The 17,416-nt window shown below is 52.5% G+C and carries 11 protein-coding genes; 2 read left to right on the forward strand and 9 right to left on the reverse strand.

Features of this window, described 5'->3' with window-relative positions:
* The first annotated feature begins 139 nt into the window (after positions 1-139).
* Positions 140-1,288, forward strand: coding sequence for a glycosyltransferase family 4 protein (locus tag SIB64_RS01225; RefSeq protein ID WP_413441530.1), 1,149 nt, complete (start codon positions 140-142; stop codon positions 1,286-1,288).
* On the opposite strand, the gene SIB64_RS01230 is transcribed toward SIB64_RS01225, so the two are convergent.
* Genes SIB64_RS01230 through SIB64_RS01245 form a run of 4 tightly spaced genes read right to left on the reverse strand, consistent with a single transcriptional unit; the run spans position 1,273 to position 8,009 of the window.
* Positions 1,273-2,535, reverse strand: coding sequence for an HlyD family secretion protein (locus SIB64_RS01230; protein ID WP_413441531.1), 1,263 nt, complete (start codon positions 2,533-2,535; stop codon positions 1,273-1,275). The two genes, SIB64_RS01225 and SIB64_RS01230, sit on opposite strands and share 16 nt — an antisense overlap.
* Positions 2,528-5,530, reverse strand: a complete 3,003-nt coding sequence (locus SIB64_RS01235) for a peptidase domain-containing ABC transporter (RefSeq protein ID WP_413441532.1) — start codon at positions 5,528-5,530, stop codon at positions 2,528-2,530. Before SIB64_RS01235 ends, SIB64_RS01230 begins: the two co-directional genes overlap by 8 nt.
* A complete protein-coding gene (locus SIB64_RS01240) occupies positions 5,527-6,267 on the reverse strand; it encodes a peptidylprolyl isomerase (protein WP_413441533.1) in 741 nt (246 codons plus the stop codon). Before SIB64_RS01240 ends, SIB64_RS01235 begins: the two co-directional genes overlap by 4 nt.
* Positions 6,267-8,009: a tetratricopeptide repeat protein gene (locus tag SIB64_RS01245; protein ID WP_413441534.1), complete on the reverse strand. Its 1,743-nt coding sequence runs from the start codon at positions 8,007-8,009 to the stop codon at positions 6,267-6,269. The genes SIB64_RS01240 and SIB64_RS01245 overlap by 1 nt, the downstream gene beginning before the upstream one ends.
* Between SIB64_RS01245 and SIB64_RS01250 the strand changes: the two genes are divergently transcribed.
* A complete protein-coding gene (locus tag SIB64_RS01250; protein ID WP_413441535.1) occupies positions 7,971-10,193 on the forward strand; it encodes a tetratricopeptide repeat protein in 2,223 nt (740 codons plus the stop codon). The genes SIB64_RS01245 and SIB64_RS01250 overlap by 39 nt on opposite strands.
* Here SIB64_RS01250 and SIB64_RS01255 read toward each other — a convergent pair.
* From SIB64_RS01255 to SIB64_RS01275, 5 genes are read right to left on the reverse strand one after another with little or no spacing between them, the layout of a single operon-like run.
* Positions 10,180-12,300 carry a hypothetical protein gene (locus tag SIB64_RS01255; protein ID WP_413441536.1) on the reverse strand — a complete coding sequence of 707 codons (2,121 nt, stop codon included), beginning with the start codon at positions 12,298-12,300 and terminating at the stop codon, positions 10,180-10,182. The genes SIB64_RS01250 and SIB64_RS01255 overlap by 14 nt on opposite strands.
* 51 nt (positions 12,301-12,351) lie before the next feature.
* Positions 12,352-14,913, reverse strand: a complete 2,562-nt coding sequence (locus SIB64_RS01260) for a beta strand repeat-containing protein (protein ID WP_413441537.1) — start codon at positions 14,911-14,913, stop codon at positions 12,352-12,354.
* Positions 14,876-15,175 (reverse strand): hypothetical protein, encoded by a 300-nt coding sequence (locus tag SIB64_RS01265; RefSeq protein ID WP_413441538.1) that lies wholly within the window; start codon positions 15,173-15,175, stop codon positions 14,876-14,878. Before SIB64_RS01265 ends, SIB64_RS01260 begins: the two co-directional genes overlap by 38 nt.
* A gap of 47 nt (positions 15,176-15,222) precedes the next feature.
* Positions 15,223-16,374 (reverse strand): glycosyltransferase, encoded by a 1,152-nt coding sequence (locus SIB64_RS01270; protein ID WP_413441539.1) that lies wholly within the window; start codon positions 16,372-16,374, stop codon positions 15,223-15,225.
* A 59-nt stretch (positions 16,375-16,433) separates the two neighbouring features.
* Positions 16,434-17,390 carry a hypothetical protein gene (locus SIB64_RS01275; protein ID WP_413441540.1) on the reverse strand — a complete coding sequence of 319 codons (957 nt, stop codon included), beginning with the start codon at positions 17,388-17,390 and terminating at the stop codon, positions 16,434-16,436.
* Between the last annotated feature and the right edge of the window lie 26 nt (positions 17,391-17,416).

The raw sequence follows: 17,416 nt of genomic DNA on the forward strand, positions 1-17,416 counted from the left end.
AAGCGCAACACCCATGATTAATCGCCGCGCAACAGCCTTCACTCAGCTCACCATGCTGCCAAGCTGGGCTGCAAGACTCTTCATCTAACCCATGGATGCGCCTTCGGTGCGGTTGGGTTGTTGATCAATCTGTAGAGCCTTGAAGATTCTTCTGGTGAACCATGGCACCGCAAGCGACTGGGGCGGTGGCGACGGCGTTCAAATCCGGGAGACCGGCAAACGGTTGCAACAAAGGGGCCATGAGGTGGACATGGTCAACAGCGATGCACCGCAAACGGTGGGTTATGACCTTGTGCATCTCTTCAACTGCCGCACCTTGGCCTCACTGGAGAGCCAGATGCAGGCTTGCGAAGCCAGCCGTGTTCCCGTTGTTTTATCGCCAATCTGGATCGATCTGCGACGGGCCCTCTGGGGAAGCCGAGGCACGTTTGGCGCGATTCATCAAGCCGTTCACTCAGGAGCGACATCTGACACAAGCCAGTTGCTGGCGTTGAGAGAACGGCGACTGGCCGTTCAACTCCAGGAAGGCTTCATCCAAGCCAGTGGAGAACTCGAACACAAAGATGACAGTTACCAAAACATTTCCAGCCTGCTCAATCGAACCGATGGCCTTCTGCCAAACAGCTGGCTCGAATTACAAGCGGTGCGCAGCGACCTTCACTGGACGGGTGATTGTTTCGAAATCGCCCACTACGGCGTGGATCCGAAGTTGTTTCTTGATGCCAACCCAGAACCTTTCCGCCAACACAGTGGGATTCAAGGCCCCTTTGTGATGCAGGCAGGGCGGATTGAGCCAGCGAAGAATCAGGCGATGCTTTGCTGGGCTTTGAAAGACACGTCTCTGCCGATTGTGCTGATCGGCAGCACGAAAAACTGGCCCGGCTGCGCTGAACTGTGCCGAACAATTGGAGGTGACAAGGTGCACGTCATCGATCATCTGCCACAAGAGCTGCTTGCATCCGCCTACGCCGCCGCTGCCGTGCATGTGTTGCCCACCTGGATGGAAACTTGCGGCCTCGTGACCTTAGAAGCAGCGCTCAGCGGAACTCCAGTGGTGGGAAGCACCTTCGGCCATGAGCTGGAATACCTTCAAAATGATGCGTGGTATTGCGACCCCGCCAATCCTGAGAGCGTGCACAAAGCCGTGATTGATGCCTGGCAGGCGGGACGGATGAGTAGCAAAGCCCTGAATTTGAAACGTCGCGTTTTGAGTGATTACAACTGGGAAAACACTGTGGATGCAACCGTACGGCTCTACGAAAGAGTTCTCGCTCAGCGGAAGCGCTGAACTCCTTCAAACTGTTTCGTAAACAAGTCTGTGACGACGGTGATCGCAGGCCTGGAGCGCAATTTAATCAATGCAGTGACAGACATCCCGCTTTGAAGATTGAGTTGTTCATCACCAGACTCCACAGTTTGTTCATCAAGGGTGACGGTTGCGGGGAAACGAAACGTATTTTGCTCTCGATCGGGTTTCAACACATCGGATCCCAAAGCCGACAAGGTGCCGCTGATGTATCCGTATTCCCCAGAGGGGAATGAATTCACCGACACATTCACAGGCATGCCAACTTTGATGAATCCAATGTCTGAATCACTGATGCTCACACGCGCCTCGAGGCGACGGGCCGGAACCAATTTAAGAACTTCTTGATCTGCATTCACAACAGACATGGGACTGACCTTGGCATCAAATACCCGTCCATTAATTGGAGCGCGCACGGTGCGATAAGCCAAATCTTCCTTGAGAGCAACGAGCTGAGCTTTGAGTTGAATGGTTTGCTTATTAATGGCATCCAATTGTGTTGCTGCTTCACCCAATTTGCGCGTTTGTTCTTCTTCCAACGTCGCAACATCCGCTTTTATCTCCTGGACGCGGTTGAGCTCAAGCAGGTATTGATTACGGGCCATGGCACCGGATTCATAGAGCGGCTTGAGGTCGTCGGCAATCAGTTGATTTAATTTCATCGTTTCACGACGACTGGCCAAGCGCGTGGCGAGCTGCTCTAAAGAGGAGCGCAATTGCTCAACTTGCTGACGCGCTGTGATCAGTTGCGCTTTGAGCGCTTGATCTTTCACGTCAGGCAGGGGCGGCAGCGGTTGAAAACGTGCAGGATCGCCATCACTGGAGAGAATCGACTGAATCGAACCGGCCTGCAATTCCAACAATCGGAGTGTGTCGGTAATGGCTTGCCTGCGACTGGCCAAACCTTTGGCCTCAACGGAGAACAACGGATCGCCCTGGTTGACATCCTTGCCATCAAAAACAAACACTTCGCTGACGACACCAGCGCTGGGGGACTCCACGGCGCGAACACTGCCAGCCGGGCGCAACCGCCCAGCGGCGGTGACGGTTTGATCGAGCTTGGCGGTGAAGGCCCAGATCAGCGTGCAACCAAAGAGAGCCGAAAACGTCCAAATCAAGGCCGACGACCAATGACGACCTTGACGGACATAGGCCGAGCTGCCTTCCCAAACTTTGAGATTGGCGGGTTGCTCGGACGCTTGGGGCTTGGTGGTCTTCGGTTCAGCCATCGACATCGGCCTCTTGTTGGGAATGAAGGGCGTAATAACGACCTTGTTGATCAATCAGTTGTTGATGGGTGCCCTGCTCAACCAGGGAACCGGAATCCATCATCAGGATCAAATCAGCCGACTGAATCGTGCTGAGGCGGTGGGTGATAAAAAAGACAGTGGAACCCTCAAAGGCCTTTTTCAGATTGAGACACACCTGACGTTCCGTGAGGTAATCAAGGGCGCTCGTTGCTTCATCGAGAATGAGCAAGCTGGGACGCTGCAAGACAGCGCGGGCAATCGCGATGCGCTGGCGTTGGCCTCCTGAGAGGGAACTGCCCCGTTCACCCACCCTTGATGCGTACCCGTTCTGGAGTTCCATAATGAATTCATGGGCGCAAGCCACCCGCGCTGCGGCCTCAATCTCTTCACTGGTGGCATCAGGCGCAACAAGAGAAATGTTGTCGCGCACTGTGCCATCAAAAAGAAGACTGTCTTGCGGAACAATGCCAATCTGGCGCCGCACGGATGGCAACTGAAGCTTGGCGATGTCGTAGCCGTCGATCAAAATTCGACCCTTTTTCGGCTCATATAAGCGAGGGAGCAGTTTCATGATCGTGCTTTTGCCAGAACCACTACGGCCCACAATTCCGATAAAGGCCCCCGCTGGAACCTTGAAGCTCACATTGCAAACCACCAACGGTGCCGATTCATTAAAGGCAAAATCGACATTTTGAAACGCCACCTCGCCGGCCACCTGGGGCAGGGGCAGTTGATCCAAATCCTCTTCACCCCCTTCAGCAGTGGCATCGACAACGTCACTCAAACGTTCAATCGACAGGGCCACCCCCTGGAAGGTTTGCCAGCTGGTGGCCAGGTTGATCAAGGGGCCCACGACATATCCACTGATGATGCGAAAGGCAATCAGCTGACCGATGGTGAGGTCGCCTTCAATGACCAGATAGGCACCGATCCACAAAGTAAGCAACCCACTCAATTGACTCAGGAACGTGCCAGCGGTTCCCGTCGACACCCCAATTAACAGAGTGCGGAATTGTTCACTCATGTAATTGGAATAGCGCTGCTGCCACCTCCAGCGCACCGCATTCTCCGCATTTTGCGCCTTAATGGTTTGAACACCATTGAGTGATTCAACCAGAAGTGATTGGGTGGACGCGTTCTTCTCGGCAGCCTTCCGCAATTGTCCACGAATCGCTGGAGATGCCACAAAAATAAGGCCAAGATACAAAGGAATCACCGCAAGGCTGACAACCGTAAGAACCCCGCTGTAAATGACCATCACGGCGATGTAAATCACCGAAAAAAGAGTGTCGAGAACGAGTGTCAAAACGCTGCCAGTGAGGAAACCTCGGATGTTGCCAAGCTCAGCAAATCGAGTCTGCAATTCGCCCACCGGTCGACGATCAAAATAACGCAATGGCAAGCGGAAGAGATGCTGAATCACCTCGGCACCCAAAGCAATATCAATGCGATTGGTTGTATCCGCAAACAAATATGTACGGACTGCCGTCAACACGCCCTGGAACAAACTGACGCCCAGCAGAACCATACCAAGGGTGAAGAGGGTATCGAGATTTTGCTGGCCAATCACCTTGTCGAAAATCTGCTGCATCACCAAGGGCTGTGCCAAGTTCAGCAACTGCAACACCAACGAGGCGACGAACACCTCAACCAAACTGCGGCGATATTTCTTGATCTGCGGGAAAAACCAAGAAAGGCCAAGTTTGCGGCGTTGTGTATCACGACCAGGCTGAAGAATTAACACCTGAGCTCCACCTTGGTCGCCACAGAGCTCTGGGAGAGGTAATTGCAGCGGACCATATTCCGGGGCCACCATGCGAACCACACCTTCACTGATGTCATGAATCACCACCGGCTGATTCAGATGAATGACAAAACAGGGGAAGGCGCAGCGTCCCAACTGAGACTCCGGCAACCCGGTCAAGGTCCCGGTGAAGCCCATCATCGTGGCAAGGTTGCCCAGTTGCTCCAGCGATGCTGGGCGTTCCTTCAGCATGTTGTTGGCCGCGCGCTCGAGCACGTCTCGCCGGAATGGGGCGTTGTACCACTGCGCCAGCATTTCCAAGCAAGCCATGGCTTGGCCGACGGGGCCTGTTCCCGTGATCACAGGGATTTTTTTACCCCGATGGACTAAATCAGGGCTGGACTGGGTGGCGTCGTCCTGAAGCCGTTGGCCCGCCGGTGGGGGAAGCATCAAATCGGCATAGCGATCCTCATCCCACAGCTCACTCGCCGCCGGCAACAAAGCTTCATCCGGCGCCGTTTCCGAATGCGACATCGCCGTTTCAAAGGGCTCGGCTTGGATGCGCAGCAAACGCAAGGGTTCACCAGCAGGGATGCTTGCCAAGCGCTCCGTTTGCACCAATGAGCCAATGTCGACTGAAGCACCACTCAACGGCTGAGAGTTCCACAGCCAGACGGCGCCGTCGTTGGGAAGCTTGCGAATTTGAGAGGCCGCCACGGTGGACATCGATGGCAACAACCGGCGCAACACCTCCCGTTCCTGGGGCTCAGCATGGGGACGGGAGCGCAAGGCTGGCGTTAAGGCATCGATCAATTCCGAGGGGGAACTGCTCTGATCAAGCCAACGCCGAAAGGGTTCGGAGTCGCGCTCTAGCGCATAAAAATCATTACGCGTGAAGCCAATCAACTTCAATGGCGTGGCTGCCGTGACCCATTCGCAAGGACTGCGCCTCAGCAGGCCAACCCAACCAATGAGATCACCGGGTTGGGCGAGGGCGAGGGTCACGGGCCGTCGCAGCCCAGGATCCTTGTGAAGCAAACGGCCGCGGCCGTCAATCACGCAAAAGCAATATTCCGGCATGCGATCCGCTACCAGCAGATCCTGACCCACCGTGCAATGGAACGGACGGGCACGGCCGGATAACCATGTCAACTGATCAGGTTCCAGGCCCTGAAATGCAGGAATCCGGGCGAGAAGGGTTTGAAACGTGGAGGTGTCGCTCGCCGTCATCCGTCCACGTGGAAATGCAATGGCTCAAGATCTTCGCCCATTAAGCGACGATTCACACGATCGGTGAGGAAGGCGTCAAGCTGTTCCTGGAGCAGTACCGAACGGGTTCCCTGATCAAAGCGTGCGGGCGTGAGTTGCTCGAGGCGAAGCAACAGATGCCATTCACCCAGCTGGGTCGGCGCCGAAATGTCGCCGGGCGCCATAGCACGAAGGAACTGGGCCAGTTCAGGCGGTTGCAGTGAACCGACGGGCAAGGGGCCCATCACACCCTTTCGGGCCGCCTCAGACCCCTGGCTGTATTGGGACGCGGCCTCTGCAAAGGAGGTCTCCCCCTCCTCCAAACGAATCCAAAGCTCCCGGGTGAGGGCGGCATCACGGGTGCGCACAATTGAGTACACGATCTGGTCCATCGCCCCCTGCTTGGCTAAAAAACGATCCTCCAAACCAGGACCAAAGCGCTGACGGGCAAATTGCTGAAGCGCCCCGGGCCGATGCAAGTGCAGCCAAAGGTCGTCCTCCGTCCACTGAACCGCTTGCAGCGCAGACTCCAAGGCACGGTCTTGCAACCAATGCTGCCGTGCAGCCTCCAAAGACTTCCGATCTTGAGGGACCAAGTGGGCGATCTCCTCCTCCAGTTGCATCCGCACCAAGTGGCGAACATGGTCGGGATGACGAATCAATAAGGACTCCAGCTCTTGTGAGTGAATCGTCCAAGCCGAACAAGTAATGGTCGTCATCAAGACCTCTGCATCGAATCGAGATCGAGGAGCACCAATTCAGCCAATGCTTGCCTCACTTGTTGCGCAACTCCTGGCCAATCATTCACTTGAGACTGCCGGAACAATCGCATGGAGGGATACCACGGGCAATCATCGCGATCCCGCAACCAGCGAAAATCAGCATTGGCAGGCAGCAACAGCCAGGTGGGCCGGTTCAAGGCCCCGGCGAGGTGAGCCACAGCCGTATCCACTGTGATCACCAGATCTAACTGGCGAAGAATGTGGGTGGTCTCGTTGAAATCAGTGAGCCGATCTTTCCAATCGGTGATGCGGTCGTGACATTCCCAAGGTTGCAATTGGGCTGCATCATCCCCAAATTGCAAGCTATGGAGATTGATCAAATCCAGATCCAACAATTGCGTGAGCGTTGGCATCAACACTCCTAATGGAATGCTTTTGGCCCGGTACATCGCTTTGTTATCTGGATTCGATGCCCAGACGAGACCCACCGCGAGACCACCTGGAGGAGAGTCCAACTGCAAGTGCGCCGGTATTGGTTGATTGCAGAATAAATAGGGAACACTGCAGGGAATGGTGTGCATCTCCGTGCCCAACACCATCGGCAAACTCATCAACGACACATGGGGGCGCTGATCCGACGCCGGCTCTGTGGTGCGCTCGCGAACGATCCGATCGGCAAAAGGTGTCCAATGTTGAAATAGAGTGATCAATTGTGGGCGGCAGTGAAATTCAAAGGGGACACCCATCACATTCAACAAATATAAATAGCGACCAAATTGAACGGAATCACCCATCCCTTGTTCTGCCCAAACAACGAGAGGAGCATCGCCCAATGCCGGCAATTGCTCCACAGTCTTCACCTGCAATCCCGTGGTGGGGATATGTGCTTTTTCAAAAGCCTTGGTTTGATAGCGCGACTCATAGAAATGCCATCCCTCCTTAAAACGACCCAACAGGAGGTAGGCCAAACTAAGGTTCCAAAGTGAATTTGCAGAACTACTTTCTAATTCCGCACCACGCTCCAAATATTTCAACGCTTCATCGGGCTCCAATTTGCTAATCAGCACATTGCCAATGTTGATGTGCGTTGCTCCGTGGTTTGAATCAAGGGCTATCGCCTCATGGAAACATGCCAGTGCCTGCTGAAATCGCTCAAGCCCCATCAAGGCCAAGCCCAAATTGCACCAGGAATCAGCATGCTTTGGGTTTAAAATGATCGATTGCCGTAATAAGGGAATCGCCTCTGTAAAGCGATTGGCAAACGACAACATGCGGCCTAGGTTATGCCAAGCCAGTTGTTGGCCAGAATCCAACTGCAGACTGCGCTGGTACATCCCTTCCGCAGCCTGAATGTTGTCTTGATCAACAAGAATGTTGGCTAAGCAGTAGTGAGCATCGCCCCGATGCGGAGCCAGGCGGATCGCCTCTCGGTAGGCCTGCATGGCGATGGAATCGCCGGCGCGGTCTGGCAACTGACGCGCCACGACACCGCGCAACATCTGAAAATCAGCATTATCTCGGCAAACAGCTTCCGCTTGATCCAAAGCGAGCATCGCTTCACCGATTCGATCGAGCTGCCAAAGGCAAAAGGCCATGGGCATCCCCCACATCTCGTCGCCGCTGACCGTGCGTTGCTGATGAGCGATTTCCAGCAGGTGGGTGTGGTTTGCACCTTGAGCTGCAGCCTTGGCCAACAAATCATGGGGAGACCCTTGATGCGTTTGGATGACAGTCACCACAGGAGCGAGAGAGGAATCAATGTGAGGGCTGACGAACAGATGAATCTGGCCTTAAGAGCCCATGCCAGCGGCGATCTCGAATCGGCCGTTGCGGGTTATCGGCAAGTTTTACAGATCAGCAACGACATCCAGGCGGCGGTGAATCTTGGTGCAGCGTTGCGGAGCCTGAACCGACTGCCCGAAGCAGTGGATCACTATCGCTTCTGGCAACAACACGGAACAAACAATGTTCAGTTTGTTCTGAATGGTGCTAACGCCTTGCTTGCCATACAGGAATGGGAGGAGGCCATTGCTTGGGTTGACCCTCTCGTTCGAGGACAACCCAATCTGGTTGCGGTGAAAATTAAATGCAAAGCGTTAATTAATCGAGGCAACGCCGATGCAGCGGCCGTCTTACTTCAGCAGGTTCTAGAGCTTGATCCCAAGGATCATGACGCTGCCTATGACCTAACCCTGGCCGACCTGAAACGGGGTGCATGGCAAAAGGCTCTGGACCGCATTGACCACTTTCTTGAACACACTCCCAACCATCAGGAGTTCCAAGTTCTGAGTGTCCGAACACGGCGCCAACTTGGCGATCTCAACGGGGCGCGAGAGCGTCTCAGCAGGTTGAAGGCCATACAAACCAACGCAGTAGTGATTTATCGCCTCGAAGCGGAGCAATGCTCCGCCGAGGGGCAAACTGCTGTAGCAAGCCAACTCTGGGAATCCCTCTGCCAGCACGACCCAAGCGACGCTCAACACTGGCTGGGATGGGCAGCCTCGGTGTTTGGCCAGAAACAACCCACGCGCGCCAGCAGGATCCTGAAGCAGGGGATGCTCTGGCACCCACAGAACAAAGGCATCGAACGGGCCTTGTTGCAGGCCTTGATCAATCGCGGCTACTGGAGTGAGGCAACCCAACGGCAATGGAAGAGAACGCATGAGGGCCTGAAACACTGGGCCCAAGACCAATTGTTCAGCTTTCAATTTCTGGGCAGTGGATTTGGTTTAGCCGACGATGAAGCGTTGAAATCCGCGGCCAAGACCTGGGAAAAGCAACAGACAGATCTGATCCAAACGCCTCTTTGGCCGGATCGCATCGCCCAACCTCTGACGGGCCGTCGTTTACGGCTTGGCTATTTATCTGCAGATTGGCGCCAACATCCTGTGGCCCAATTCATACTGCCAGTTTTGCAGCAACATCAACGTAAACACGTGGAGGTGTTTGGGCTAAATGCAACCCCTCATGCCGATGCAATCACATCGCAGATTGAACGCAGCTGCGAGCACTGGCTGAACCTGCCGCGGCATCATCGCCATGGCGCCGCGAGGATGATTGCCGATCTGCAGCTGGATGTTCTCGTTGAATTGGGAGGATTCACAGAAGGCAGCGCCTTGGATCTGCTTCTTTATCGTCCGGCACCGATCCAACTGAGCTATTTGGGCTATTTCAGCTCGACCCATTTGAATGCTGTGGATGGATGGATCGGCGACAAAACATTGTTCAACTCGGAGAGAAACGATCAAAATAAGCACATCATTTTAAAAGGAGGATCCTTCTCGATTGATCTTGCGCAACTACCACACCTCAAAGAAATTGCAAATGGAGCAAAACGTCGATATCGTTTTGGATGCTTTAACCACAGCCGCAAATTAACGCATCAAACCCTGCAGCTTTTTGCCCGTTGCCTCGCACGATCCCCGGCGGCTGAATTGTGGCTGAAAAGCCCAACATTCCGAGATCCGCTCGAACGAGCCGCAATCCAACGCCGCGCTCAAAAAGCAGGAATTAATAGCGACCAGTTGGTGCTCATGGATTGGATGCACAGCCGGGAGGACCACCTTCACGCTTATCAACAGATTGACGTTGCCCTAGACCCAGCGCCCTATGGCGGTGCGACCACCAGTGTTGAAGCGTTGGCGATGGGCACGCCGGTGGTGACACTCAAGGGTGCGGGCATGGTGGGGTGCCTTACAAGCAGCCTGCTCGAGCATGGCGATTGCTCAGCATGGATTGCGGAAAATGCTGACGAGTATGTGAGAATTGCAGTGGGTTTATCGAAGCAAGGTGTGCGCACCAAGGGCATGCGCACGCAACTGCGCAACCTGATCAAATCTTCACCACTCGGCAATCCGAGGCGATTGGCAAGCGACTTGGAAGATGCCTATGTGACCCAATGGCAACGGATCAAGCCGCTTTGAGCACCATCGCCTCAAACGCCTCTTCTAAGGCCGCCATCAACCCGGCGGCATCACCCAAGGGAGACTGCTTCAGCCGTTGCCGCCACTGGGGTCGCTTCACACGCAACTGCTCAAGCCGATCGACCTGCTGAAGCGCCAAGGACACATAGGCGCTTTCATCATTGGCGACCCAATCGGCCAAGCCAGCACCATGAAGCACAGCCGTGCTCATGCGGCTGGCGTAGCCCCTGCCCGCTAAGGTAATAACAGGCACTCCCATCCAAAGCGCCTCACAGGTGGTGGTACAGCCGCCGTTTGGGGTGCAATCCAAGGCAACATCGATTTGACAGTACTGCTGCAGATGCTCCTCAGTCGTGCCGGTCAGCGGTAACCAGATGATCCGATCAGCGGGCAAACCAGCGCGATGCATCCTCCGCAACAGCAAAGCATGAGTAGCTGGGTCACCAGCAGCATGCGCCTTTAGAACAATTTGGGAAGTAGGAGCTTGACTCAGGATTTGCCCCCAAAGCCGCAAGGTTTGATCTGAAAACTTACGGCTGTTGTTAAACGTGCCAAACCGAATTGGACCAGATGGTGCTGAAGATATGAAGGCGCGCGCTTCAGGTAGATGTTGGCTGGGTTGCCAAGCGATGAAACAGCGGGGTAGACGGCACAGTTGCTCGCTATGCCACTCCTGGATTGGATCGGGGAACAGCTGCGCATCCCCCACCCAATAGCCAATTTCCGAGACGCCGCTGGTGGCGTGATATCCGAGGTAATTCACTTGAACTGGAGCCAAACGGGCGATCAGCTCCGGCATCACATGCCCTGACGTCCAACCGTTGAGATCAACGATAAGATCGGCCTTAATCTTCCGGATCGCAGCAACGCGGTTGGGGCCGCTGAATGATGAAACATCCACAACGCGAACGTTGTTGATGTCTTTTAAGTAGTTTTGAAAGTGATCATTGAACCGATTGCGGTGACTGATGATGACGTGATTGTGGCGCATACGGCCCGCAGAAGCCTCAAAAAAGCTCAAAATAAAACGCCCCACCGGGTGATGGCCAAAGTCACTGGTGAGCCAACCAATCGTGAGTGGTCGGCTGGAGTTTGAAGGAGCAGGTAATGGTGTTGACGCCGATACCAGGACTTGCTGGTGCGTGCTGGCACGCAAACTCGACACGAACTCCTTGAGCTGCTGCTCAACCTGCTGCGATCCGAGGCTCGAAAGCTGCATCGCTAAATTGGACTGAAGGTTAAGCTGCGATGGATCCAAAGGTTGATCAGCACGGCAACGCAGCGATGGATGGATATGTTCGATCCAAGGGGTTAATCCCATTCCCTCAATACTCGAGAGATGATTGTCTTTGTGATTATCAATATGTTGAACGGTACCCCAACAACGTTGCAACAATGAACTGCGACGGGCCAATCCAGGTTGACGCTTGAGAAGGTTGGCTGACGTGGCAAAACCAAGAATCAATGGATGCTCACCATGGTGCTTCAAAGCAGCATGCAAGGTGGGCATCACCCGATTGCTCATTTCTCCCTGCATGGCAATGTTAAGGGCTAAGATATGTGGGTCTAACCAATGTGGAAACCGTTCTAAAACAGGTATGAGATGAACAAATGCTTGCTCGAGTTGACCGCACAACCTTGAATTGCGGGCTTGAATCAAAGCGACCTCTGGACTATCAATTGGCCTTAGGACTTCATTTAAGTGAGTGAATCGATTGAGATCCTGCGTATCCATGGCTACATGAGCACTGGCCAGGGCTAGTAACAATCCCCAAGCATTGTTGGGATCAATGGATTCGTTGAAGGGATCCAAATAAACAGCATCACGTGCACCAAGCTGAGCAGCAAGGGAACGCACAACCAAGGAGCCAGAATTCAGTTCCTTTAAACGCTCCCAGGCACGCATTGCTACCGTGCTCCGCTTGCACTGCAGTTGCACATAAACAAGGCCAGCCAACAATGCTGGATCCTCAGGCTGCCTGGACAAAGAGGTGAGCAGCTGCTGCTCTGCAACTTGGTATCCGCCTCGCCTTAAAACGGTCGGCCACGAGGAGGACGGTTGACCCTCTAGTTGATCGGGCCACTTCAGGCAGGGTTGTAAAGACAAAAAAAGGGGGCCCTATGGCCCCCTCAATGTACCTAACTCTGTGGATCAATATCAGCCAAGGCTAGTGATCTTAGAATCGTCAAATGTAATTACATTAAAGCCCAAGCCTGCAGCATCATTGGGCGCAATACCAGTATTACTGATGTTGTCGATAAACAACTTGTTGGAGCCCCAAGTAAACGTAGCATCACCTGCACCGGTTGTTCCACTAGTTGCCATGGTCATCACAGAGGTACTAGTGCTTGCAGCACCACCCAATGCAATGGTCATAAACTGATTTCCGACACTCGTTACCTGAGATTGGAAAGCAATTGTGTCTGAACCATGGCCAGAACCCCAGAAGTAGGTTGATCCACCAACTGCAGTAGCACCAGCATTTGTAGCATCATTCGCATGTGCGAAGTAGATCGAATCAGATCCAGACCCTCCTGTAATGCTGGCATTTGTAGTAACCCCGCCAAAGTTGAGTGTATCTGAATCATTACCACCTGCGATGGTGGACGAGGTCACATGAGAAGTGAAGTTAATTACATCACCACCAGACCCACCAATAATTGATGCCGCATTAGCAGAGCCAAGCATCAAGGAGTCTGAATCAGTACCAGCAGCAATACTTGATGCTGAAACTAGACCGCTGAAGAAAATCGTATCTTCACCAGTTCCTCCCAAAATAGTTGAGCTATCTTCGACTGCTCCAGCTGAAGCTATCGACAAGGAATCTTTTCCAATTCCCAGAGATACATATCCGGTAGTTATACCAGCATTAAGATTGAAACTATCATTTCCACTAGCACCGTACATACTTGATGCATTCAAGCCGGCCGCAGAAATACTGTCTGCGGAACTATCCGAAGCTGAATCAGAGCCTCCATAAATTTTAGAATTAGCTGACGTAACCGACAGGACAAGAGTATCAGCTCCGGTTCCACCAATGATTGAGGAAGATGTTGCAGCTTGTAAGGAGATAGTGTCGTTTCCGTCGCTGCCCCTGAGGGTAGTTGTTGCAATTGCTGCAAGGAAAATAGTATCATTTCCGCTATTTCCGAGGACTGTTGAAGATTCAACAGCACCAGCAATAGTTAAAGAGTCGGCACCATCTTGCAGAGAGATAGAAGATGATGTAGCACCGCCGATTTCGAGAGAGTCTGCTCCTGTACCCGCCTCGATGGTTACCGTCAGAGCATCACCACCAACATTTAGGGAATCGATGCCATCTTCAAGATAGATCTTGGAATTTGCAATAGAAGTCGTACTACCTAGGTTCAGTGAATCATTACCAGAACCTGCATACATCGTGAGAGAAGTTGCTGCTCCGGTACCATCTTCTCCAAAACTGTCATCACCCTCTCCTGAAGACAAATAAGATTTAGTAGAAGCATTAGTGCTAACAAGAATAGTATCGTTGCCTTTAGCACCGTAAATGGAGGAATCGCTGACCACACCAACAGTAATTTTATCAGCACCACCCCGTCCGTAAATAGTTGTTGAGGAAATACCATTTCCCGCAAAAAACGTGTCGTTTCCGTCAGTCGAAGCCCCTTCGGTACCATCAAGATAAAGTAAAGCACTGTTTAATTGTGTTGATGCCATTGAATCGGCACCAGCACCCATCTTTATCTGGGAACCAGGAAGACCAGTCGATCCTGAATGTGTATAGGCGAGGACATCGTTACCTTTACCTCCAAAAACAGAGGAGCGAACAAGACGACCTGAAATAGCCAAAGAATCAGCGGATTCACCCGTTTTGATGAGAGAATCAACGATTTCATTAGTAGCAGTGATAGCAAGAGTATCTTTACCAGCAGCGCCAAGAATTGTGCTTGTAAGAATTTTATCCGTTACTGCCAAAGTAATAGAGTCATTTCCAGTCTGGCTGCCACTTGAATTGCCACCATAAATTGAAGAATTAATCAGCTCAGCCTGCGAAGCCAAAGTAATAGTGTCATGGCCGCTTCCACCCTGAACAAGAACAGAAACAACTGTGCCAACAGCAATTGAATCGTTGCCAGAACCTCCAGAAACAGTTGACTTCTCAATGGTATTTAGACCAAGAGTGTCACTACCGGCATTTCCTCCAACATAACCATTTAAGAGTGTACCGGAAAGAGTTAAAGAATCTGAACCATCTGTCGAGTCACCAGCACCATTACCTCCGTAGACAGAAGCACCTGTGACTGTTCCAATATAAAGAGTGTCAGTTCCCTGGCCTCCTTTAACAGTGCTAGATGCGACATCTCCTCCCAAGGAGACTGAATCGTTGCCGCTACCACTTCCAATAATGGCTCCTTTAGAAGCACTACCAGAGATCGCGATTGTGTCGTTTCCTTGATTGGCGTTAATTAAGGAATTAGTAATCGATCCACCAATGATGATGGAATCGGCACCGTCTATAGGACTCCCTTGAGCTCCTCCATAGACAGTGGTGGTGCGTAAAGCACCATTGAATGAAATCGTGTCAGAGCCAGGACCAGCAGCAACGTAACTTCGCGTTGGGGCAACCGAGAAGGTGATGGAATCGTTGCCGATACCTCCTGAAACAGTGGAAAAACTGAAGGCTCCGTTGACAGAAACAACGTCATTGCCAAAGCCTCCTAAAACAGACCCCCCCCTCAAAGGCGGTCCGAATTACAAGAGAGTCATTGCCCTCAGAGAGCTGCACAACGTCGCCGGAACCAACTCCTGTAACAGTGTCATTACCGGCAAGAGCTTGAATCGAATCTTCAGCGGATGTTCCCTGGAGGGAGTCGGCTGTATCCGTTCCAATAATTGGGTTGAGTGCCATTAGATCGAGATGGAACCGAGATGGTGGGTGTTTGGTCTCCTCACAACCGCACCCACCAAGGGGGCGGCGTGTGCAGATATAAGAAACTGCCATTAGAACCTATCGCGCAGAACCCCTTCTGGCAACAACGATCTGCCAGCTCAATCAGCGTCCTCAGATAGAAGCCTCATCCATGCATCACAGCCAAGGCGACAGTCGTAAGACTCTGAGGCATGAGAAGCGGCTTTAGAGAGCCGGCAAGCCAAGCCTCCATCATTCAAGATTCGTTCAACCGCATCGACAAGACCCATACAGTCAAAAAAATCAACCATCAGTGCATCCACTTGATGGGTAAGAATTTCTCGAGTCGGAGGTGTATCACTTGCGACAATGGCGCACCCCATGGCCATGGCTTCCAGCATGCTCCAACTCAACACAAATGGAACTGTGAAATACAGATGAACATCACTTCGAGCTAAAACAGCCCGGTACTCCTTTGTTTGCAGGATGCCAAGCCAATGGGTGCGCTTTGGATCGAGAGCGAGATCGCTCCGAGCCCAAGTTCCCCAGCTGCGACCGTCCTCTCGACCAGCACCGTAGGCAATCAAATCTGCTCCCACGATCAAGGCGTGCAGGTTTGGTCGTTTCCGCTGCAGTACCTCGATGGCACGCATCACTTGCGGGAAACCGCGGTATTGATCAAAACCACGCGTCACATAAGTAAGGATCTCAACTTCTGGCCCCTTAGGGAAATTGAGAGTGCTGTCGTCGGGATTGCGAGATGCAATTCGAATCGACTGAATATCGATCCCTTCATGAACGACGCGCATTCGAGCACGAAGGCCGGCAGGAAATTGGGATTGTTGCCAGAGCGTAGGCACAACAGCAACATCACAACATGCTAATTCGAGTAAGAGCGATGCGTTCCATGTTCTTAGCCGAAGCGCTGCATCTGGATCAGGTGTGGAATCGTTTAAAAAATCGACGTCTGATCCTGTCGCGTTGTAGTACCACTCAAACAATCCGAGGCGTCGAGCCTTTGGGAATGCGTCCGATAAATAAAAACCATTACCAAAACCAACATGGGTAATCACGACATCGGGAATCCAGTTTTCTTGCAATAGTTGCTGAGAGGCTCGATACGCAGCCTGTCCTTCAAGAACGGCCTTTTCAAAACGTCGTAAATACGGGTGAAGAGCCGCATGATTTTCGGAACGATGCGGCTGATATGACAACAAACGCCACCCTTGTGGGGATTCGGCATGCCATTCAACGCTTTTACTCAGAAAGACAACATCATGCCCTGCACCCACAAAAGCCGGAATAATATACCGAAATTGGCCTGGATAATTATTGTGCGATATAAGAATTCTCAAGAAGGTGCAGCATCACGCAAGGCTTGTTGAAAAACTTGCTGATATCCAGGCAACAACCAACCCGGCAATTTGGAGGAGGGATCATCGACTCTCATCGCGCCTGGCAAGTAATACAGCATTGCAACAAGGAAAGCGTTGACCGCGCCAGGGGTTCCAAATCCGCCCCCAGAGTTGGGCTGTAAGCGTGTTGTCGCCATCGCTTTCTTCGTGACATCTCGCTGAGCGAGGGGTTCATTCTGAACACCAGAACGAACCATTGCCCAATAGCGGTCTCCAAGATCGCCGCTCCAAAAAGTTTCGAGTTTGTGCTCAGGGCATTGTTCAATCGCTTCAGCGAACCGATATCGAAGTTCAAGCAACTCATGCAAAATTTCTTGATCTTCTGGATCGATGTAATAGAGATTGGACAATCCCAACATCCGATTCAATTGAATCCGATTGTTAACTAACTCTTCAATCGATGCCGGAAACTGACCAAAATCTGGAGTTGGCAAGGTTGATGGCAAAGCCTCAGCCCCACCCTCCTGTTGTTGTGTGGGTACCGCTATGCTCGCTGGAGGCGATATCGGATTTGCTGTGGCTGGATGTGTTTCGTAGAGTTCTTGGTACACCTCAGCCAGCCATCCGGGCAGCTGCTGATCGGCGGATTGGATTCGAAACAATTCTCGAGGCGAATACAAGAACAACGCCAACAACAATTGAGGCGTTCTCGGATCCGAAAACGAAACCTGCAACACCTCACCAATGGCATTGCGAAGGGCAATTTGTTCAGAAGTAAACGATGTTGCCGTTGTCAGTTGTTGGACGAGATTTGTTGTGAGTTGACCGCAAGGGCCATTCCAAAGTGATTGAAGAAGATCACTGGGAGCCGCCAACCAAAACTGTGCCAACCGGTCCCTAACACCCAGGGCTGTGATGTCAGAACTAGTCCAGGGCTCAGCTGGCAGTTGCACGCTCACAAGGAAAAAGGTCTTTGCAA

This window comes from Synechococcus sp. MIT S1220, assembly GCF_047303025.1.
Classification (GTDB): domain Bacteria; phylum Cyanobacteriota; class Cyanobacteriia; order PCC-6307; family Cyanobiaceae; genus Parasynechococcus.